The following is a 21,209-nucleotide window of genomic DNA, read 5'->3' as shown; positions in this document are numbered from 1 at the left end:
TTTTCCAAGGGCACTATCGTGTTAAAAAAATTACTTACAGCGAGCCTAATAACACTTTCCTTTTCAGCTCAAGCAGGGGCTATTCGCTTTGGCTATAACCAGCAATATTCAGCGCCACACGTGATCAATAATGGAAAGGGTACAAGCGTATCGGGCATTGTGATTGATGTAAGTAATGCGATTTCGCAAGAAGCGGGATTTATGGCAAAGCAGCTTCCTTTGCCGCGTAAGCGTATTGAGCAATACCTTATTGATGGCAAAATCGATGCACAATGTCATGCTAACCCTATTTGGTATAACGCGCCTTCTATTATATGGAGTGAGGTGCTTTATTCTGATGCTGACATTATTGTTAGTGATCAGGCTATCGCCTCGCTGCAAGCGCTAAGTTTACACAAGCAGTTTAAATTAGGCACTGTGCTTGGCTATAAGTATCCTAATCTTACCGAGTATTTTGAGGCGGGTAATCTTAAACGTTTTAATAGCACCTCATCTAAAGACAGCTTCACGCGCTTTACTAAAGGCGAACTAGATGGTTTTGTTGCATCCTATAGCGAAGCGAATTACTTAACCCGACTAAGGCGTTTTAATGTGTTAGAAGTGAACTCATATGACTTACATTGCTCGTTTTCACCTAAGCTCAATGCAGAAAAACGTCAGCGTTTAATTGATGCGGCGCATAAACTGCGTGATAACGGCGAATTTAAGCGGGTATTCGCTAAATATATTAAGCCTGAATAGTTTAATACCAATTCACTTAAGTAGCTGGTCATCCTAGCGGACTAAATATCATGCTAACTGCGTTAGAATTTATCAATGTAGAACAACTAGGTAAAAAAATCCCGCCTTGTTATTATGTCATTTATCCAGCGCTATCTCTGATCTCATACTTAACAGAATTAGTGTAAGGTTTAAACAGCTTTTGGTTGTGATTAGATAATTGAGACAAATAAAAAGGGCCCATAAAGGGCCCTTTGGTTTTCTCTAGTATCGTTCAAATTTTTTGCCAGTCTTAACCCCTTAAGACAATTAGGCAACCCTTTGCAGGGCTCCAGTACCGGAGTGTTAATCAAGTACTTGGATTTGGGTAGCAAACAGGTTTTGCCTATTTGCTAAATAAAGCGGCTATACAAGTAACTTTATACCCTTAGGTATTAACCTAGCCTACATCCCACATGCTGTAGTTGTTGATTTAGCACATTTATCAACACACTCATTTCTATCGTGCCTGCAATAAAAACGAATAACTACGTTGCTAAGTTAAGTTACTTCTAGCCGAGTAACCGTTATGCAATTGACAGGAAAAAGCCTGCAATCGCTGCACTCATTAGGTTTGCCATTGAACCGGCTAAAACCGCACGTAAACCTAATTGCGCAATATCTTTACGACGACTCGGTGCCATACCACCAATACCGCCGAGTAAAATTGCAATTGAACTCAAGTTTGCAAAGCCACACAGTGCGAAAGTAACAACTGCTTTCGTGTGCTCGCTCAGCTCTGCTTGATAGTTCATAAAGTCTAAGTAAGCAACAAACTCATTTACTACAAGTTTTTGCCCAATGAAGCTACCAGCAAGCTGTGCTTCACTCCAAGGTATACCTAACAACCATGCAATTGGTGCAAAGGCGTAACCTAAAATTTGTTGAATTGTTAGGTCAGGATTATCAAACCAACCACCAATCCAGCCAACAAAGCCATTACTTAGGGCAATTAGTGCCACAAATGCTAATAGCATTGCGCCTACATTCATTGCCAACTGCATGCCGTTTAATGCGCCGCCTGCAGCTGCATCAATCACGTTTACTGGCTTTTCTTCACCGTGATCTAAATCGTTTAGATCTTGTTTTGGTGTTTCTGTCTCTGGCACCATCATTTTTGCCATTAAGAAACCACCCGGTGCCGCCATAAAACTGGCTGCAATTAAGTATTTTAATTCAACACCTAAGCTTACGTAGCCCGCTAAAATAGAGCCAGCTACCGTCGCTAAACCACCTACCATAACGGCAAATAGTTCAGAGCGTGTCATCGTAGCAATAAAAGGTTTTACTACCAGTGGCGCTTCTGTTTGGCCAACGAAAATATTGGCGGTTGCAGAGAGTGACTCTGGTTTAGAGGTGCCTAATAACTTTTGTAAGCCACCACCTAACGTTTTAATTACTAAATCCATCACTCGTAAATGGTATAAAACCGCTACAAGTGCAGAGAAAAAGACAATTACGGGTAGTACTTTGATTGCAAATACAAAACCGATGCCGTCAATTTCATCACCTGCTAGGCCACCAAATAGAAACCGAATACCATCATTCGCATAACTAATAACGTTGGCAACGCCTACTGAAATACCGTTTAATACTTCACGCCCTGCAGGTACGTACAAAACAAAAGCGCCGATCAGCACTTGCAGTGCAAACGCACCGCCTACGGTACGTAAATTTATTTTTTTACGGTTAGTTGAGCATAAAAATGCGAGCGCTAATAAGCTCGCGATGCCAACTAAACTCATTAATGAGGTCATATATATTTCCCAAGTTACCTTCTATTGAAGTAATTGTTTTATTTTGCTTTTTAGTATATCAATGGCAACTCGATTTCGCCCCCCGCGGGTCACAACAACATCTGCATTGTGCTTCGACGGGTCGATAAATTGGTAAAACATTGGTCTTACCGTGGCCTGGTATTGCTCAATTACTGATTGCAAGCTTCTACCACGCTCTTCTAAATCACGTTGCATACGACGCATCAAGCAAATATCTAACGGAGTATCAATAAACACCTTAATATTAAACTCATCACACAATTTAGGATCTGATAAAAGTAAAATACCTTCCACAATCAGAATCTTAGCTGGCTGAATTCGACGAGTTTGGTCGCTGCGCGTGTGCTTTGCGTAATCGTATACAGGAATATCGACCGGTTTACCTTCCTTGAGCTGATTTAAGTGCTCAAGCAAAAGTTCATGCTCAAAAGCGTCTGGGTGATCGTAGTTTGTTTGCGTTCTATGTTCGAACGGCAAATGAGACTGATCACGGTAATACGCGTCTTCTTCAATAATAGCGATAGCACCAGGTGCTAATTCGTTCAAAAGCTCATTGTAAATAGTTTGACTAAACAACGACTTACCAGAAGCTGATGCACCTGCAATCGCGATAATTGTGCGTGTCACAAAAACGTTACCTTAAAAATCATTACAACAGTGACTTACCTTAGCAAAAAAGCGCACAATTATCTTTAGTTCGTGACGCCTACCGGTTCTTTCCTGAATACAGCGGTAAATTTAGCCCCTTTAACTGGTTAAAAACAGGACAAAAGTCCTGTGTAACCCTAGGCGCACAGCCTAGAGTATTTATAACGCTAAGCGTGATTAGCTAGGCGAAATGTGAACCAATGGCTAAAATAAATGCAGGCATGCCAATTAATATTGGTGGCACACAACGGCATTTGGTATACCAAGCTATTTTTAATTGAGGTAACTATGGCAAGAGCGCTAATTTTAATGGCAGACAGTTTAGGCATAGGTGCTGCACCTGATGCTGAACGCTTTGGTGATAAAGGTGCAAACACTTTGGCACATTTACTCGCTGCTTACCATGGCGAAACCGGCCAAAAGCTCGCGTTGCCTAATTTATCAAAGCTTGGGTTAATTGATGCGTGCGAACAAGCAAGCAATACCAACTGCCAAGTGGCTGAGCGTAATGCCCCGATTGCAGCGTATGGCTATGCAAAAGAAATCTCATCGGGCAAAGATACACCATCAGGTCATTGGGAAATGGCCGGAGTACCCGTGTTATTTGATTGGGGTTACTTTCACGATAAGCAAAATAGCTTCCCAGATGCGTTTATCGCCGAATTTATAAAACGCGCTAATCTACCGGGTATTTTAGGCAATTGCCACTCGTCAGGTACGGTTATTTTAGAAGCGTTAGGTGAAGAGCATATGCAAACAGGTAAGCCTATTTGCTATACCTCTACCGATAGCGTATTTCAGATTGCCTGCCACGAAGACACCTTCGGTTTAGAGCGTTTATATGAAATTTGCGAAATAGCGCGTGAATTATTAGATGAATACAATATTGGCCGTGTGATTGCACGTCCATTTTTAGGTGACGCAGCAGATAACTTTGCGCGTACCGGCAACCGCCGTGATTATTCGGTATTGCCACCGGCACCAACATTACTCGATAAACTAGCTGAAGATAATGGTGCAGTAATCAGCATAGGTAAAATCTCTGATATATACGCACACCAAGGCATTACCGAAAAGCATAAAGCGCCAGGGCTTGAAAACTTAATGGCTAAAACTACTGAGGTATTTAAGCAGGCGAAAGACCATAGCTTAACCTTTGTAAACTTAGTGGACTTTGATGAAAAGTTTGGCCATCGCCGTGATGCAATTGGCTATGCCAAAGCACTAAAGCAATTGGATGATTATTTACCTGAATTTTTAGCCTTACTTGGCAAAGATGATGTGCTAATGATTACTGCAGATCATGGTTGCGACCCAACATGGCAGGGCACCGACCACACTCGTGAATATGTGCCGGTTTTAGCGTATACACCTGGCATGATGCCAGTTAATTTAGGTGAGCGCGAAACGTTTGCAGACATAGGCCAAACATTAGCCCAATGGTTTTCACTTGCGCCACTTGAATACGGTATCAGTTTTAAATCTCAGCTTGGCAGTTAACTTAGATAGGAAAGATTATGAGTACTCCACACATTAACGCACAATTAAATGATTTTGCCGAAACGGTATTAATGCCAGGCGACCCGCTTCGCGCGAAGCATATTGCAGAAACATTTTTAGAAGACGCTCGTGAAGTTACATCTGTAAGAAATATTCTTGGCTATACCGGTACTTATAATGGTAAGCCTGTGAGCATTATGGCATCTGGCATGGGTATTCCATCAATGAGCATTTATGCGCGCGAATTGATTGTGAGCTACGGTGTTAAAAACTTAATTCGAATTGGTACCTGTGGTGGTATTGGTAGCGATATCAAAATTCGTGACGTAATCTTTGCTCAAGGCGCATCTACAGATTCAAATGTTAACCGTGCACGTGTACAAGGCTATGATTTTGCTGCCATTGCTAACTTCGACCTGTTGGTAAACGGTGTGGAAGCTGCGAAGCGTTTAGGTATCGCTGCTAAAGTAGGTAATGTATTTACGACAGATACTTTCTATCAAGCGTCTACAGATCTTTATCAAAAGCTAGATAAACTTGGCGTATTAGCAGTTGATATGGAAACTGCCGGTCTTTATGGCGTTGCCGCAGAATATGGCGCAAATGCAATGGCGCTTTTCACGGTAAGTGACCATGTGATCACAGGTGAAGCTACCCCAAGTGAAGAAAGACAAAATAGTTTTAATGAAATGGTTAAAATTGCTCTCGAGTCAATTTAACGGTTTTATTAAAAAACTCCTAAACAGTTGTGAAGTCAAAAACCAGTAGATAATTCTGCTGGTTTTTTTTCATCTGCAACTTGCTGAAAGCATATCAAATACATATTTCATTACAGTTAGATCCTCGGGTTAACACTGTGATTACCTCTGTAACAGGCGAAATTACTAGGTTCTGCTAATTTTAAAAGGCGTTCTGAGAGAGTGAGGAATGGAGTATGAAAGCATTAGCAACTACTGCAATAGCGGCATCGCTATTGGTGTTACCTAGCGCGGCAATCGCGTTTGACAAATCGACTATTGAGAGCTTATTAGTACAGGCATGCAGAGATGTAAAAAGTAACAAGGTACTCAAGTTAAAAACCAATTTAAAAAGAAATCACTTAACCCTTCCGTTAATTAGTGAAAAGCTTATGTGTAATGGTGAAAGTGTGTATGATTTTGCTATGACGCACAATGCCGATAAAACCGCTAAGCTGTTAAGAACCGGTTCGGTGTCAATTCATGATGTTGCCTATAATAACTCAGATAAAATTTGGGTATGGCTAGATGATTGAAATATAAGTATTTAAATTATTCAGCCTGCAATCACGCAGGCTGTTTTGTCAACCCCCTTTACAAGCACTTTTCACAATAAATCTAAAGTACTGTCATATAACTGCCATATAAAGTTCATAACATACCCGGAAAAAAATGAGGTATGGCAATGGAACAGGAAAAACAACAGTTAGTCGAGCAAATAATCTCAACTGCCAAACGAGAGTTTGATATCGATTTAGCAAAAGAAAAGTTAATCTCAGAAGAAGAGTATCGCGCGTTAGTGTTCACTGAGCTTTTGAGTCTAGAAAACGCAGAGCTAAGTCGTCTTATTGAGCAGTTTAATGCATTAACTAGTCATCAAGCGCACGCTTCACAGGCTGAGCCGATTTCTCAGCCAAAACAGCGAAACACGGGCGTAATAATTGCTGCATCAGTTGCCGTGTTAGCGCTTTGTGCGGTAGGCGCTTGGTTTGGCTTATCTGGCGACACTACAGCACAATCGAGCCAGGTAGCGGCAGTACCGAATAAAGTGATTTCACAAAAATCAGCACAAATGAGCAAGCCTACCCCGGTGGAAAAAGAGCCAGAGGCGGTGTACCAATCCCTATTTGCAATTCATGGCTCGAATACCATAGGCGAAAAACTCGCACCAGCATTATTAAAAGCCTATTTTGAAGAGCAAGGTGCTAAAGATATTGATTGGCAAAAAGGACGCATTGCAACTGAGCGCACCATGCAGTTTGAAATGGATGGTGAAAAACTGGAAATCGGCTTGGCCGCGCATGGCTCGTCAACCGCGTTTAAAGCGTTAAACGCGAATATGGCGCAAATTGGTATGTCTTCGCGCAAAATCAAAACCAGTGAAGTTGAAGCGTTAAAAGGTCAGTCAGGTGATTTATCTAAGCTTGGCAATGAGCACATTATTGCGTTGGATGGTTTGGCAATTATTGTTAACCAGAATAATCCGTTAAAGACCATAACAACTGAAACATTATCGCGTATTTTCTCTGGCGAAATTGATAATTGGGCCGAGATCGGTGGTGACCAAGCCCCGATAAAAGTATTTGCTCGTGATGATAACTCTGGCACATTTGATACGTTCAAATCGTTAGTATTAAAGAAATATGGTCGCAAATTAACGAAGCAAGCAGAGCGATTCGAATCAAGCTCTGAACTGTCTGAGCATGTGTCACGCGATGATTATGCAATTGGCTTTATCGGCTTAAATTACATTCGATACAGTAAAGCATTGGCAATTGCAGATAGCAGTGACACTAAAGCAATTTACCCAACGCGTTTTACTATTGCGACGGAAGATTACCCGCTGGCACGTCGACTATACCTATACACGCCAACCAATAGTGCTACGCAAATAAAAGACTTTGCTAATTTTGCAATTTCAGATCGCGGCCAAGAAATCGTACAGGAACTGGGATTAATTTCACAGTCTATTCGTGTTGAAGACGTTGTAGCGAGCGAACTGGCTCCGGACAAATATAATCAGTATGCAAAGCTTGCGAAGCGTTTATCGCTGAACTTCCGCTTTAATTATGCAACGCGCGACCTTGATAACAAGGGTAAGCGAGATTTACAGCGCCTAGTGTCGTTTGTTGAAGAAAACCCGAATCGCAAGCTCGTACTTATGGGTTTCTCAGATAGCATTGGAGCACGCGATAAAAATACTATGTTGTCGCTAAGTCGTGCTAAAAGTGTTGAACAAGAGCTTAATGCTCGCGGTATTAATGTTTATGCGGTAGAAGGCTTTGGTGAAGATATGCCACTTGCAAATAACGATAACGAAGTTGGTCGTGAACGTAATCGCCGCGTTGAAGTTTGGGTGCTTTAATACAATTTAAAGTAGCCTCATAAATCACACTTAATACTGAGTTTAGTTAACCTAGTCATATATTTGTCATGTTTGTTGACTAAACTCAGTGCCTTATCTGATTAGGGAGGGCTTATTGTGTACAATTTATTAATGGATAAAGCGAGTTTATCGCAAGTTTTTCTGGCGTTTGCACCGATGGAAGCGCTTAAAGTTAAACACAATATTGATTACGCACTTGAGGCGTTATCACTGCCATCAGCTGAGCTATTAGCCGAGATGCAAGTATTGGGAATTGACCTACCTGATAAGCCTTCAGCATCCAAAAAAGTGGATTTAACCACAATTAATAGCACAGTGCTAAGTTCGCATTTGACCGAATTGTTTCTTGATAAACACAAGCTACTAAAAACGTTTTCAGACTTCTCATTATCTGAGCAAGTTGAGCTGAGAGCGTTTCTGCAAAGCTTGATGCCGATGTTACATTTACCACCACAAGCGTTAGTTGAAAAAATGCAGCGCGAGGGTGTGCTTGATGTATTAATGGGCGAAAGTGATAAAGCAAAAGCGGTAAAAGATAAAATCGCAGCACTTTCCCAAAATAAACGCGATCATAAAGTTGATGAAGTTAAGGAGCGCTTAGCTAAGCTCTCTAATAAGCCGCTGCAGTGTGCCGATGAGTTAAAAATAGCGCGTGTTAAAGCTAATCTTAATAAAGCCTCAGTAACTGATAACGCAACTATCATCGCAGATGCAAAACAAAAGATTGTGCAGCTAGGTTAAATAACCTAGTTGTACTTGATTGATAAACTAACCCCCTTCATGTTTCTATAAATACTGTACCAGACCGTTACAAACCAAAATTTTACTAACTTACTTGCGTTCTCCCTTATTTTTAAACGTACTCGGGCATATTTACCATATTTATTTCTTAGATTTGAATACAGAGATCATATTTTTACTAAGCTAAGCCAAAAAAATATTAAGCAAGGCCGTTTTAGTTAGTAAAATTTTGATCTCAGAGCCGATTTTTAACTAAAAATAGCGTTTAGTTAGTAAAAATATGATCTCTAAAAACACAAAAATGCCGTTTTATTGAATTTAGTTAGTAAAAAACTGATCTATTAAGGTATTTGATCATTGATTTACTCATCAGCTAGTAAAATAATGATCCCAAATTTGCTACAACTTAGTAAAAATATGATCTCTAAAATCAACAGTTAGTAAAATTTTGATCTCTATTGCTTGGTTTTGGCTGTGAAAACTGGGTGTTAGTGATACTTTAAGGTGGGGTTAGGGTTAAAAGTAATCAGTTGTTAACTTAGATTTTACAAATAGGCGTGATTTTAAATCGCTAGTAAAATCTCGATCTGTTTTCTTAGTGGCAATCTTGATACTTAGTAAAAATATGATCTCTATCTCAAACTTACTATTTATTAAAACAAAAAAAGGCCGTCAGGCCTTTGGATCACAGTTAGGGATACATAATATCAATTCGCTTAAATAACTAATCGGTCTAACCGGCTAACTAGCATGTTACATGCGCTGGGGCTTATCGAAGTAGCATCGCACTATAATAAAGCTGCGCCTTGGTAGCATTTTATTTATCCGGTGCTAAACCTGCTCAAATACTTAACCGAATTGGTATAATAATGGTAAAAAAGCTAGGCAAGTGCCTAGCTGATTTACTGGCTAAACAGTATTAAGAGAACTGGTTCATGGTGTTGTCTTCACCTGCAGCTTTTAAGGCTGCATCTCCAGAGAAGTACTCTTTGTGGTCGTCACCCATGTCAGAACCTGCCATGTTTTGGTGCTTAACGCACGCAATGCCTTGGCGAATTTCTTGACGTTGTACGTTCTTAACATAACCAAGCATACCTTGCTCACCAAAGTACTCTTTTGCTAGGTTATCGGTAGATAACGCTGCAGTGTGGTAAGTAGGCAGTGTAATTAAGTGGTGGAAAATGCCTGCTTCACGGGCTGCATCAGCTTGGAAAGTACGGATTTTTTCATCAGCTAGTGCTGCAAGTTCCGTGTTATCGTATTCCACGCTCATTAGCTGCTCACGGTTGTATTGAGATACATCTTTACCTTCTTCAACCATGATATCGAAAACTTGCTGACGGAAGTTCAGAGTCCAGTTAAATGATGGAGAGTTGTTGTAAACAAGTTTTGCGTTTGGCACAACTTTACGAATTTCATTTACCATCGCGCCAATTTGGCCTACATGTGGCTTTTCTGTTTCAATCCAAAGTAAGTCAGCACCATTTTGTAATGAAGTAATACAGTCAAGCACACAACGCTCTTCACCCGTACCAGAACGGAATTGGAACAAGTTACTTGGTAAACGCTTAGGGCGAACAAGCTTACCGTTGCGGTTTAAAATAACATCACCGTTTTTGATATCAGTAGATTCAATTTCTTCTACGTCTAAGAACGCGTTGTATTGGTCGCCTAAATCACCAGGTTCGTTGCTTACTGCGATTTGTTTAGTTAGACCGGCACCAAGTGAATCGGTACGCGCTACGATAACGCCGTTATCTACACCAAGCTCAAGGAATGCATAACGAACAGCATTGATTTTTGATAAGAAATCTTCGTGTGGCACAGTCACTTTGCCATCTTGGTGACCACATTGTTTTTCATCTGATACTTGGTTTTCAATCTGGATACAGCAAGCACCTGCTTCAATCATTTTCTTAGCAAGTAGGTAAGTTGCTTCCTCGTTACCAAAACCGGCATCGATGTCTGCAATAATTGGTACTACGTGTGTTTTATGGTCGTTAATTTTAGCTAAGATTGTCTTTTCTTCTGCGCTGTTTCCTGCTTTACGCGCTGCATCAAGTTCACGGAAATAACCGCCTAGTTCGCGGGCGTCAGCCTGACGTAGGAAAGTGTAAAGTTCTTCGATTAATGCAGCAACCGATGTTTTTTCATGCATTGATTGGTCTGGAAGCGGGCCAAATTCAGAGCGTAGTGCTGCCACCATCCAACCTGAAAGGTAAAGGTAACGACGGTCAGTATTATTTTGGAAATGCTTTTTAATTGAAATCATTTTTTGCTGACCGATAAAACCATGCCAACAGCCAAGTGATTGCGTATATTGAGATGGGTCTTGGTCGTACGCTTCCATATCTTTACGCATAATATCAGCAGTATAACGCGCAATTTCTAAGCCGTTTTGGAAGCGGTTTTGCAAACGCATACGTGCTGCTGACTCAGGGTTAATGTTTTGCCATTTCTTCTCGCCTACTTCTTTTAACGTTGCAATGCGGTCGATTTCTTGTTGGTAAGTTAATTGTTTAGCCATCGTGTTAAGTCCTTCATCTTGTTGATTAGATGGCGCTGGTGTTATTACCTTTTTAAGCAATAACATTGAACGGGTAGCGCCTTTACATTTAAGTTAGGCTGAAACAGTATGATTTATAAAATTTATAGTTCTTATCATGAGTATTTTTTTAATGAATACCAAAAGCAAGCTTTCTTGTGTAACTTAGATAGAATCAAATAACCAAATTATTTAAACGCATACAATTGTGTGCCACTTCAAGGTGAGAAAACTTATGACAACACGTATTCACCATGCAGGGTTAGCTGTTGATCCCAGCTTATACGCATTTATTAACCATCAAGTTATTCCAGGTACGGGCATTGATGTGGAGCACTTTTGGCAGGGCTTCTCAAAAATTGTGTCTGAAATGACACCGATTAACCGCGCACTGTTAGTGAAACGTGATGATCTACAAGTGCAAATTGATCAATACCATCAAGCGCATTCAAACTTTGAGTTTGACCATTACAAACAATTTCTACAGCAAATTGGCTATTTAAAACCAGCACCTAGCGATGTCACTGTGGTAACTGAAAGCGTTGAGCCTGAAATTGCCACTATGGCAGGCCCGCAGCTGGTTGTGCCAGTCAGCAACGCGCGCTTTGCGCTTAATGCAGCGAATGCCCGTTGGGGGTCATTGTATGATGCGTTATATGGCACCGATGCTATCTCGTACGACAATGGTCGTGAAGCCGGACGTGAGTACAACCCTGTACGTGGTAATGCGGTAATTGATTTTGGCCGTGAGTTTTTAGACCAAGCATTACCACTAACATATGGTTCACACAAAGATGCCAGTGATTACGCGATTGTTGATGGCAAGCTGATTGTGACGTTAAACAATGTAAGCCAAAGCGCATTGCAATCACCAGAGCAGTTGGTGGGCTATAACGGTACTAAACAGCAACCTACAGAGTTAATTCTTAAAAACAATGGGCTACACATTGTGATTCAGTTTGATGAAAACCATCAAATTGGCAAACAAGATAGCGCGCATATAAAAGATATTGTGCTTGAGTCGGCATTAACCACCATTATGGATTGCGAAGACTCTGTTGCCGCGGTTGATGCAGAAGATAAAGTAGGTGTATACAGCAACTGGCTTGGTTTAAACAAAGGCGATTTATCGGTTGAATTTGAAAAAGGTGGTAAGACACTTACACGTGCGCTTAACCCAGATTTAACCTACACAGATTTAAGTGGTGATGAGCAACAGCTCAAAGGTCGTAGCTTAATGCTCGTGCGTAATGTTGGTCACTTAATGACAAATCCTGCGATTCTCGATAAAAATGGCGATGAAGTATTCGAAGGCATTATGGATGCGGTTATTACATCATTGATAGCATTGCATGATTTAAAAGGTAAAGGCACCCGGAAAAATAGCCGAGCCAATAGCATTAATATTGTAAAACCGAAAATGCATGGCCCAGAAGAAGTGGCTTATGCGAATACGTTATTTTGTAAGGTAGAAAGCTTACTTAATTTGCCAGAGAATACCTTAAAAATGGGTATTATGGATGAAGAGCGTCGTACTTCGGTTAACCTCGCTGCGTGTATCGCTGAGGCGAAAGAGCGCGTTATCTTTATCAACACTGGTTTCTTAGACAGAACAGGCGATGAAATTCATACTAGTATGCTTGCAGGACCAATGTTGCCAAAAGATGCAATTAAAGCGCAAAAGTGGATTGGCGCGTATGAAAACAACAATGTGGATGTAGGCTTAGCATGTGGCTTAAGCGGTAAAGCACAAATTGGTAAAGGTATGTGGCCAATGCCAGATGAAATGGCGCAAATGCTAGTACAAAAAACCGCGCATGTGCAAAGTGGCGCAAATACGGCCTGGGTGCCATCGCCAACTGCCGCAACCTTGCACGCAATGCATTATCACCAGCAGGATGTATTTAGCTTACAACAGGAAATTAAACAGCGCGTTGCCGCTAATGTGGATGATATTTTGTGTCCGCCACTTCATCCAGAACCAAAATCTATGACCTCTGATGCGATTCAAAATGAGCTGAACAACAATGCACAAGGTATTTTAGGTTATATGGTACGTTGGGTTGAGCAGGGAGTTGGTTGCTCTAAAGTGCCTGATATTAATAATGTGGGCTTGATGGAAGACAGAGCCACATTGCGTATTTCATCACAGCATATGACTAACTGGTTATGCCATGGTGTTTGCAGCGAGAAACAAGTAATTGACACCCTAGAAGCAATGGCCAAAGTGGTTGATAAACAAAATGAAGGCGACGCTAATTACCGTAAAATGTCAGATAATTACGCGCAGAGCGTGGCGTTTCAAGCGGCACTAGAGCTAGTATTATCAGGTACAAAACAACCGAACGGTTATACAGAGCCAGTGTTACACCGCCGTCGTTTAGAGTTTAAAGCGGCGAATTAAATGTGCTGATTTATCAAGTTTAGTACAAAAAAGGCCTGAAAAATCAGGCCTTTTTTATATAATTTTGATTAGTCTTGCACGATTGCGTTGTGGTAGATGTTTTGAACATCATCGCTATCGTTAAGCATATCCATAAACTTTTGGAAAAGCGGAATATCATCGCCTTCAATATCCACACTTGTTTGTGGTACGAAAGTGATTTCTTCAACATCTAGTTTCACATCTGGAAATGCTTCTGCCAGAGCAGTTTTAACGTTATAGAACTCAGTGTGTGGTGCAAATACTGAAACGATGCCATCTTCAACTTCAACATCAGTTACGTCAACGTCTGCCATCATTAGTGCTTCTAGCACTTCTTCGTCGTTGTCGCCTGCAAATGCAAATACAGCCTGGTGATCAAAGCTGTGTGCAGCTGTACCTGGGCCACCAATTTTTGAGTTAGTTTTAGTAAATGCTAAACGTACATCTTTAATAGTACGGTTTGGGTTGTCCGTTAAACAATCGATAATAACCATGCAGTTACCTGGACCAAAGCCTTCGTAGCGTGCTGGTTGGTAATCTTCGCCAGCGCCGCCTTTTGCTTTTTCAATCGCTTTGTCGATTACGTGTGCAGGTACTTGGTCTTTCTTTGCTTTTTCGATAAGGCGTTTTAACGACAAGTTAGTATCTAGCTCTGCGCCGCCGTTTTTAGCCGCTACATAGATCTCTTTACCGTATTTAGAGTTTACTTTTGTTTTTGCGGCTGCTGTTTTAGCCATCGCGTTCTTGCGAACTTCAAACGCTCTTCCCATCTTAATTCACTCTCTATTCTCGCAGGAAATTTAGTTGCATGATTCTAACAAGTAAGGATTAAAACAGCTAGTAGCAACGCAAGATTAACAATTATTGCAAGTCAGTAAGCTTGTTGGTTATAAAACACATATATATTTTTTATTTTTGGTATTTCCTTTATTTATATTACTGTTTCAGCTTTAAATTTTTTGCTCATAGTCTATTATTTCTACATGTTTTTTTTAAATCTTCATATTATTCATTGAGACAATAACTTAGGCTTTGCGCTAACAGGGCGATCTTTTACTTAAAAGAATAAATTAAAAGAAAGCTTTTTAATGCTAGTGGCACAAAGTAACAACAGCTATTTTAAGTTTATGGAGTTAATGGCACTGTGAAGGATTATGGACAGGGCGATATAAGTTTAAACTTACTGGTGGACCGGATGCTTGACGGCTTTTGGCTGGTCAACAAGCATGGTGTTATCCTAGATGTTAACGAACAATATTTATCACTTACAGGGTACAGTAAACAAGAAGTTGTTGGCCATCTCATTGAAGACTTCGAACTCTTTGAATCAAATCAAGATACCAATGATAGAATCGCTAAAATCACTGAATTTGGTAGCGTTAGATTTGAGAGTAAGCACGTAACTAAAAGCGGCGACGTCGTTGATGTTGAAGTAATGGCAAGTGCGGTGCCGAATAATCAGGGGTTGTTTTTTGGTCTTATCCGAGATATTCGCGTTCGCAAAGAATATGAAGCAAAACTGCTGTTAACAAATAATATCATTAACCAAGCGAGCGATGGTATTTTAGTTACCGATAGCTCTGGGAACATTGAATATGTAAACCAATCATTTACGAATATTACCGGTTATAAGAGTGATGAAGTAATCGGTAAAACGCCCGCAATGTTAAGTTCAGGTATGCAATCAGCTTCCTTTTATGATCAAATGTGGGATTCTCTTGAAAAAAAAGGCGCATGGGCTGGTGAGGTATGGAACAAGAAAAAAACAGGTGATATTTATCCTGAATGGCTCACCATTAATTCATTAAAGAGCGGTAAAAAAACATCTCATTACATTGCACATTTTAATGATTTATCTGAATCGAAAAGGCTCACTAATCAACAAGAATTTCTTGAATTTCATGATCAACTTACTGGCATAGCAAATCTAAAATTATTTAACCAACGTTTAAGTATTGCACAAATGTTATACGAAAAACAAAATGTGCCTTATGCCATAATTATGCTTGATGTAAGTCGTTTTAAAACGGTGAATGATGCGCTAGGGCATGCAGCAGGCGACCATATACTTAAAGAAATAGCTAAGCGATTAACAAAACGAATCCGTCTTTCAGACACGTTGGCGCGTTTCAGCGGCAATCAATTTGTGATTTTGATGAGCGAACAAAATGTGCCACAAAATATCGACAAAATTTGCCAAAATATCGCAGCTTATTTTGACGAACCTTTTTATTTCGGTACACAAAACATTAAGTTATCCGTCAATATTGGTGCGGCAATATTTCCTGAACATAGCAAAGAACATAATGATATCCTCGCGTATGCAGAAATGGCGATGTACCATGCCAAAAAGCAGCAATATGATTATATTCAATTGTTTAATAATCAAATAAAACAAGCACTTTCTACTCGAAATAAATTAGAGGAAGGATTAAAAACCGCGATAAAGCGCGACCAACTTACCGTTTACTTTCAGCCTCAAGTGAATAGTGCCACCAATGAGGTATTCGCGATTGAGTGTTTGTTACGTTGGCAACACCCTGAATTAGGGAGTATTTCACCTGACACATTTATACCCATTGCAGAAGAGAGTGGGCTTATATGTGAGATTGGTGATTGGGTAATGGAGCAAGCATTAACACATTTCAGACAGTGGCTGTTGGGCAATATTTTTGATGGTACAGTTGCAGTTAATGTATCGTTAGCGCAGTTTTTAAACCCTAATTATCTTATAGGTTTAAGAAACTTACTTAGCAAAACACTCGTTGCAGCAAATAAAGTAGAAATTGAGGTCACTGAGTCATTATTTAGCAATCAAGATGCAGATCATTTAGCGATATTGAAAGAACTCAATTTAATAGGATTTCCAATCGCCATTGATGATTTTGGCACGGGTTATTCATCACTCCATCGCATAAAAATGATGCCCGTTAATACCATTAAAATTGATAAATGCTTTATTGATAATATTGAAACCGATGTAAGTGACCAAACTATAGTACAAGCGGTAGTTAACATCGCAAAAAGTATTGGGTTAAATGTACTTGCTGAGGGTGTAGAGACACAAGGGCAGGTTAATAAGTTAGCTGAGTTTGGCTGTTATTATTGCCAAGGCTACTTTTATGCAAAGCCACAACCTATAGACACTTTTCCAAATTGGCTGGCTGAATTTAAAAAAAAGTCCGTTTAAAAACGATACCCAATACGCCAGCTTACGCTCGACACATTATCATGTGGTAAAAATGCAATACTGCTATCAAGCTCAACCATCCACTCGGGCGTGATGTCATAAGTGATAAATACACTTAGTTCAGCGTAGTCATCATCAGTATTGTGAGGATACGACTTTCTGCCTGCAAAACTGACAAACTTATTGGTTTGTTTAGTACCATCGCCTTGAAACAGTTCATTCCAGCGTATAACGCCACCTGCAAGTAAATAGGTATCGGGTTTAATTTCAATGATCTTTGACGCCGAAAGTAAGCCGCTTAACACTACAGTTTCATCTTCTAGTGCATCCAGTAACGTTAGCGCCATTTCATTTTGTTCAACCATAACATCGCGATAACGCCATTCGTTGTATTGCACAAGTAACGACGGTTCGATAACCCAGTCGTCAAAAAACATACCATAGCCTACGGACAGTCCGTAACTGGGGGCATATGTTTTATGTTGTGATGAGGGAAGATCTAAAAATGATTCTCGATAGTCACTTTGCCAATAAGTGTAATTTCCTGATATCGCAAAGTTTTCAATGAAATAGGTTAGCGTTGCGGCGTAAGATTGTGAATCAATCTTTAATGAATTCGCTTTTCGTGAAAAGTGGGTATCTTCCCAGTTTATATAATCTAAACTGACTCGCACGCTCTCACTAAAGTCGTGTGCTAATGAAAAGCTCGTGCCACTGGGTGTTACACTGGTCAGTGTGCCAGATTGATCTAGCGGTAAATCTGAATGGCTTTGGCCTACTTTAATTTCAACAGCATTCGCACCAGTTGTTATGCCAAGCATTAAAACTGGTAAAAAACAGTGATATGTAAAGCGGTTTAAATTGCACATAGCCAACTCATTACGATACAGCGGTGACGATAATAGCAGCAATTAGCCGCAGCAAATAAGTGAAATTGCTAATAAAGTGTGAAATTTTGTAATCCAATTTAACAGTTGAGTGCTTTTTAAACGCTCATGTGGATTTTATTTAATCTACAGCTGCGCAACCCTTAGGAAATTTCCTTAGCGTAGAGTGTGATTCAAAATTGACGATCGAGATTAATAGCATTTTGAAAAATGAATTGTTATTGCAATTACATAACGAATGTAAAGCTTATTCGTTTGCTTGGTAAATTTTTATTCACTATTGCTAATTGCGTATTGCACTTTTTTTCTACTTAGTATTTAATGGCCGCCACTTTTTTGCCTTGGGCAAAAATACCGAAGTTAGTATTGGTTAGAGAAATAAAAATAACGGTGCGTTATGGATTTTTATATCCTAAAAAAAGGGGATGAGCTAAAAGCCATTCCTGCTGACAAAGCAATTTGCAAAAGCTATGAAAAATCGGGTTATAGCTATATTGATAAAGTAGCGGCATGTACTGAGCAAGCAGCTATTAACAAGCTAAAGGGAAAAACCTTTGAAACACTTAAAGGGCCATTGCTCCGTTTAAGTGTTGTTATTTTTGCATTGATTCTACTGTGGTGGGTGAGTTAACCACCACAGCTTCCTTATTTACCCTAGCTGGGTGAAATTTTTCTTTTCTTTTTATTTATTGCCACACGATAACGGTTGTGCAGTATGCCAACGCGTTCGACATACGCTTTCGTTTCTGCAAATGGTGGTATGCCTCGGTACTTTTTAACGGCATTAGGGCCTGCATTATATGCAGCCGTTGCTAACCTGATATTGCCATTAAACTTTTCTAATAAATAAGATAAATACTTAACACCACCTAAGATGTTTTGGCTCGGCTTAGTTGGGCGTTTTATGCCCATGTATTTAGCCGTTGCTGGCATCAGTTGCATTAATCCTATTGCGCCTTTTTTTGAACGTGCATTGGCTTTAAATGCTGATTCAGCGTGGATCATCGCGCGAACGAGTGCAGGGTCAACGTTATGTTGCTTACTTGCTGTCGCTATTTCTAAATGATACTTGTCTGGATAGATAGGAATTTTATGCCAATTTAAAGACGAGCGCAGTTGGCAGGCATAACAGCCCGTACGATAAATACTGTAGCTGTGTTTAATTGGTTTTCGGTCGGTAAAAGCAATAGAACCATCACTTTTAACGTACTGATAAATAGGTTTAGCAGCCGCTGAAAACGCGAAAAACAGCATTATTAGAAGTAGTCTAAAAATCATTTTCGGTAAGGTATAACGTATTATTGTAATTATGGTCTGAAAGAGCAGATTTTCAACTCTTTCAATGGTGGTTACTTTACCTGTTTTTAGATGTGCTTTGTAGCCTAGTTAGAAGAATTAGATAAATTCTGTTATTGATAAATGAAATGCTAACAAAGCTGAATTTACAATTGAGCGCTATGCTATATCGATAAATTAAAATGTAGTTAGTATGTTATGTAGCGTATAACCATGATGAGCTAGTTAAGTAAGTATCTATAAAGACGGCAAAAAAGTAAAAAGGCGCTTAATGCGCCTTTAGTAGATGACAGTGTATCCTATTTGAAGGAAGTGAATTTGCTTACACCATATCATCGAAAGGGTTGCTTGCAGTTAGCTTTACAGAGTGCGTAAAACCAGGCAAAGAAAGGGTTTCTTGCGTTAATTCGATATCGTTTTCATCAATTAAGCCATCACCAAAGCGATAAATTAATTGGTAATCACCTAAATTTGCAGCCGCGCTGTAATCAGCTTGGTTTTGTTTAGTTTGTGTGAGTTTATCGCGATACGATGCCATTGCACTTTCGCCATGACGTTTAGTGAGCATCTCTAGCGTAATGTTTGCTGAGAACATGGGCGCTGTAGCGTTATTACCGCCAAAGCCTTTTGAGTTAATAAAGGCAATATCTTGCGCTTCACACTCATAGTGCTCAGTACGAATATCAAGGCGCTCGGCGTAAACGTCGTTAGCGACTTTATCGATTGTGGTGATACCCGGCATAATGTTATGGCTAAAAATACCAAGTGCCATGGCCATTTGGTCGCCACTTGCTGGGCCAATTGTATGACCAACAAAGGCTTTTGGCGCGGCCAGTTTCCAATTATCAATATTAAACGCTTTTGCAACGCGGTCATAAATGATTGACTCAGTTACACGGTTTTGTGGTGTACTTGAACCATGGGCAAGAATATAGCTACGCTTTTGTACGGCTTCTTCACCGAGAATGCTTGTTGCAAGTGCTACTGATTTTGCCATCGTAATATAATTACCTGGACCTGGCGCAGTAATTGATTTTTTGATGCCATCAGCGTTTACAAATACATCAGGTACTGAGCCCATAACGTCAGCGCCAAGCTCTAATGCTAAGGCGTCATCCATTAATACCGCAAATTGTGCGCCTTCACCTATGGTAAAGCCGCAGTTTTCACCAAATGGACGGCTGGTGCGACGTAAATCTGGGATATCGCTATTATCAAGCTTTTTCAAGCCTTCAATATTTGCCAGTGCGCTCATATTGCCAAAGCCTTCAACAATTTCAGGCGTAATTGCACAATCAACACTGCCAACAATTGCAACACGGGTGCGGCCCGTTTTAATATCGTGCACTGCTGCACGTAAGTTATATAAGAAGGTAGCGCATGCGCCTGATGTAGTGAAGGTTGTACCTACATTGCCGGTTACATAAGCGTTAATAAAGTCCGTCGACATGGTATTTAAACCAAGTGCTAAGTTTTTGGTGCTAACACGATCGCCTCTTAAGCGGTTTTTCATCATGCCGCCGAATGCTTCATCTTGCATTTGGCCTGCAACCGATGCGGAATAAGTACCGATTTGATCAGGGTCGACAACAGCAAGTACATCTTGCCACGCTAAACCGGTCGATTTGATCGCATCAGTCGCGGCAAAAATAGTGGCTTGTAAGCCACGAGGCTGATAGCGGCTGTTATAAAGCGTGCTTGGATCAAATCCCGTTGGAAACTGACCAGCTGCTTTAATTGGATTGTCGCGGTAGGTATCGTGCTTAAGTGATAATTCACCGTTAATCGTTACTTTAACTTTACCGCCTTCCAAGTTTTCTATTTGCCAATCGCGCGGCTGGGGTGACGGTAAGTGACGCGCACTTGTTTCAAATACAATGCTGTTGCCTTCACTTGGCATTACCGTCATTTTTTGATGTCCATGAGTAGCATCAACATCAAAATGGTTGTTTTCAATCTTACGAATTAAGGTGCCAGCAATAATTTGCTCACCAAATTTAGCTTCGATTTCGCTTGCGCAAATAGCTTGGTTTTCATGGTCAACAAGTTCACCGTTTTCTTGGCGTACTAGATTCATTAACGTTGCAAGGCCAAGAAATGTTTCTTGTCGCGCTTCTTGTGTTAATTTATCTATTACAATGCGACGGAACCCTTGGTGAGCAGATGTGCGTCCTGCGGCATTAATACCACCCATTCCAACAACAATAGGTAATGCAGTCATAAAAACCCTAGATATATACAGTTTGCGTTATTTAGACACAGTTTATTTTGATTTTAAGTTTCAGTTTGTGTTTAATTGGACATAGTTTTGGTGTAT

The 21,209-nt window shown here is 40.2% G+C and carries 16 protein-coding genes; 9 read left to right on the top strand and 7 right to left on the bottom strand.

The genetic code is table 11. The annotated features are described in order from the left end of the window. Window positions 1-18 precede the first annotated feature (18 nt). The gene (locus tag ACXAFE_RS18695; protein WP_475156266.1) at window positions 19-741 is read left to right on the top strand and encodes a substrate-binding periplasmic protein; all 723 of its coding nucleotides are present in this window, start codon (window positions 19-21) and stop codon (window positions 739-741) included. Between the two features lie 545 nt (window positions 742-1,286). Here ACXAFE_RS18695 and ACXAFE_RS18690 read toward each other — a convergent pair. Both ACXAFE_RS18690 and udk read right to left on the bottom strand, forming a co-directional pair. Continuing rightward, on the bottom strand, window positions 1,287-2,516 hold the full coding sequence (locus tag ACXAFE_RS18690) for a NupC/NupG family nucleoside CNT transporter (RefSeq protein ID WP_054977944.1): 1,230 nt from the start codon (window positions 2,514-2,516) through the stop codon (window positions 1,287-1,289). Between the two features lie 21 nt (window positions 2,517-2,537). Beyond that, window positions 2,538-3,164 (bottom strand): uridine kinase, encoded by a 627-nt coding sequence (gene udk, locus ACXAFE_RS18685; RefSeq protein WP_040642196.1) that lies wholly within the window; start codon window positions 3,162-3,164, stop codon window positions 2,538-2,540. Between the two features lie 309 nt (window positions 3,165-3,473). Between udk and ACXAFE_RS18680 the strand changes: the two genes are divergently transcribed. From ACXAFE_RS18680 to ACXAFE_RS18660, 5 genes are all read left to right on the top strand, one after another. Further along, window positions 3,474-4,685 (top strand): phosphopentomutase, encoded by a 1,212-nt coding sequence (locus ACXAFE_RS18680; RefSeq protein WP_475157781.1) that lies wholly within the window; start codon window positions 3,474-3,476, stop codon window positions 4,683-4,685. A 17-nt stretch (window positions 4,686-4,702) separates the two neighbouring features. Next, window positions 4,703-5,404, top strand: coding sequence for a purine-nucleoside phosphorylase (gene deoD / locus ACXAFE_RS18675; RefSeq protein ID WP_475156262.1), 702 nt, complete (start codon window positions 4,703-4,705; stop codon window positions 5,402-5,404). A 215-nt stretch (window positions 5,405-5,619) separates the two neighbouring features. Beyond that, a complete protein-coding gene (locus ACXAFE_RS18670; protein ID WP_475156260.1) occupies window positions 5,620-5,958 on the top strand; it encodes a DUF3718 domain-containing protein in 339 nt (112 codons plus the stop codon). A gap of 149 nt (window positions 5,959-6,107) precedes the next feature. Then, entirely contained in the window at window positions 6,108-7,787 is a 1,680-nt protein-coding gene (locus tag ACXAFE_RS18665; RefSeq protein ID WP_475156256.1) for a substrate-binding domain-containing protein, read from the top strand. 117 nt (window positions 7,788-7,904) lie between these two features. Then, the gene (locus ACXAFE_RS18660; RefSeq protein ID WP_475156254.1) at window positions 7,905-8,549 is read left to right on the top strand and encodes a hypothetical protein; all 645 of its coding nucleotides are present in this window, start codon (window positions 7,905-7,907) and stop codon (window positions 8,547-8,549) included. A 919-nt stretch (window positions 8,550-9,468) separates the two neighbouring features. Here ACXAFE_RS18660 and ACXAFE_RS18655 read toward each other — a convergent pair. Beyond that, window positions 9,469-11,076: an isocitrate lyase gene (locus tag ACXAFE_RS18655; RefSeq protein ID WP_475157779.1), complete on the bottom strand. Its 1,608-nt coding sequence runs from the start codon at window positions 11,074-11,076 to the stop codon at window positions 9,469-9,471. A gap of 253 nt (window positions 11,077-11,329) precedes the next feature. Here ACXAFE_RS18655 and ACXAFE_RS18650 point away from each other — a divergent pair, with 253 nt between their 5' ends. Then, the gene (locus ACXAFE_RS18650; RefSeq protein ID WP_475156250.1) at window positions 11,330-13,498 is read left to right on the top strand and encodes a malate synthase G; all 2,169 of its coding nucleotides are present in this window, start codon (window positions 11,330-11,332) and stop codon (window positions 13,496-13,498) included. A 68-nt stretch (window positions 13,499-13,566) separates the two neighbouring features. On the opposite strand, the gene ACXAFE_RS18645 is transcribed toward ACXAFE_RS18650, so the two are convergent. Further along, on the bottom strand, window positions 13,567-14,289 hold the full coding sequence (locus ACXAFE_RS18645) for a YebC/PmpR family DNA-binding transcriptional regulator (protein WP_010558401.1): 723 nt from the start codon (window positions 14,287-14,289) through the stop codon (window positions 13,567-13,569). A 374-nt stretch (window positions 14,290-14,663) separates the two neighbouring features. Here ACXAFE_RS18645 and ACXAFE_RS18640 point away from each other — a divergent pair, with 374 nt between their 5' ends. After that, window positions 14,664-16,709 (top strand): putative bifunctional diguanylate cyclase/phosphodiesterase, encoded by a 2,046-nt coding sequence (locus ACXAFE_RS18640; RefSeq protein WP_475156246.1) that lies wholly within the window; start codon window positions 14,664-14,666, stop codon window positions 16,707-16,709. On the opposite strand, the gene ACXAFE_RS18635 is transcribed toward ACXAFE_RS18640, so the two are convergent. Then, window positions 16,706-17,578 (bottom strand): hypothetical protein, encoded by an 873-nt coding sequence (locus ACXAFE_RS18635; protein ID WP_475156243.1) that lies wholly within the window; start codon window positions 17,576-17,578, stop codon window positions 16,706-16,708. The genes ACXAFE_RS18640 and ACXAFE_RS18635 overlap by 4 nt on opposite strands. A gap of 415 nt (window positions 17,579-17,993) precedes the next feature. Between ACXAFE_RS18635 and ACXAFE_RS18630 the strand changes: the two genes are divergently transcribed. Then, window positions 17,994-18,227, top strand: a complete 234-nt coding sequence (locus ACXAFE_RS18630; protein WP_010558399.1) for a hypothetical protein — start codon at window positions 17,994-17,996, stop codon at window positions 18,225-18,227. A gap of 23 nt (window positions 18,228-18,250) precedes the next feature. Here ACXAFE_RS18630 and ACXAFE_RS18625 read toward each other — a convergent pair whose 3' ends face one another. Continuing rightward, on the bottom strand, window positions 18,251-18,850 hold the full coding sequence (locus ACXAFE_RS18625; protein WP_054977936.1) for a lytic transglycosylase domain-containing protein: 600 nt from the start codon (window positions 18,848-18,850) through the stop codon (window positions 18,251-18,253). A 364-nt stretch (window positions 18,851-19,214) separates the two neighbouring features. After that, complete coding sequence (locus tag ACXAFE_RS18620; protein WP_475156241.1) at window positions 19,215-21,113, bottom strand: beta-ketoacyl synthase; 1,899 nt, start codon at window positions 21,111-21,113, stop codon at window positions 19,215-19,217. Between the last annotated feature and the right edge of the window lie 96 nt (window positions 21,114-21,209).

This window comes from Pseudoalteromonas sp. ABV4_021 (assembly GCF_056159365.1).
The sequence above is the reverse complement of the archived record's forward strand: the minus strand, read 5'-3'. Positions and strand labels throughout refer to the sequence as shown.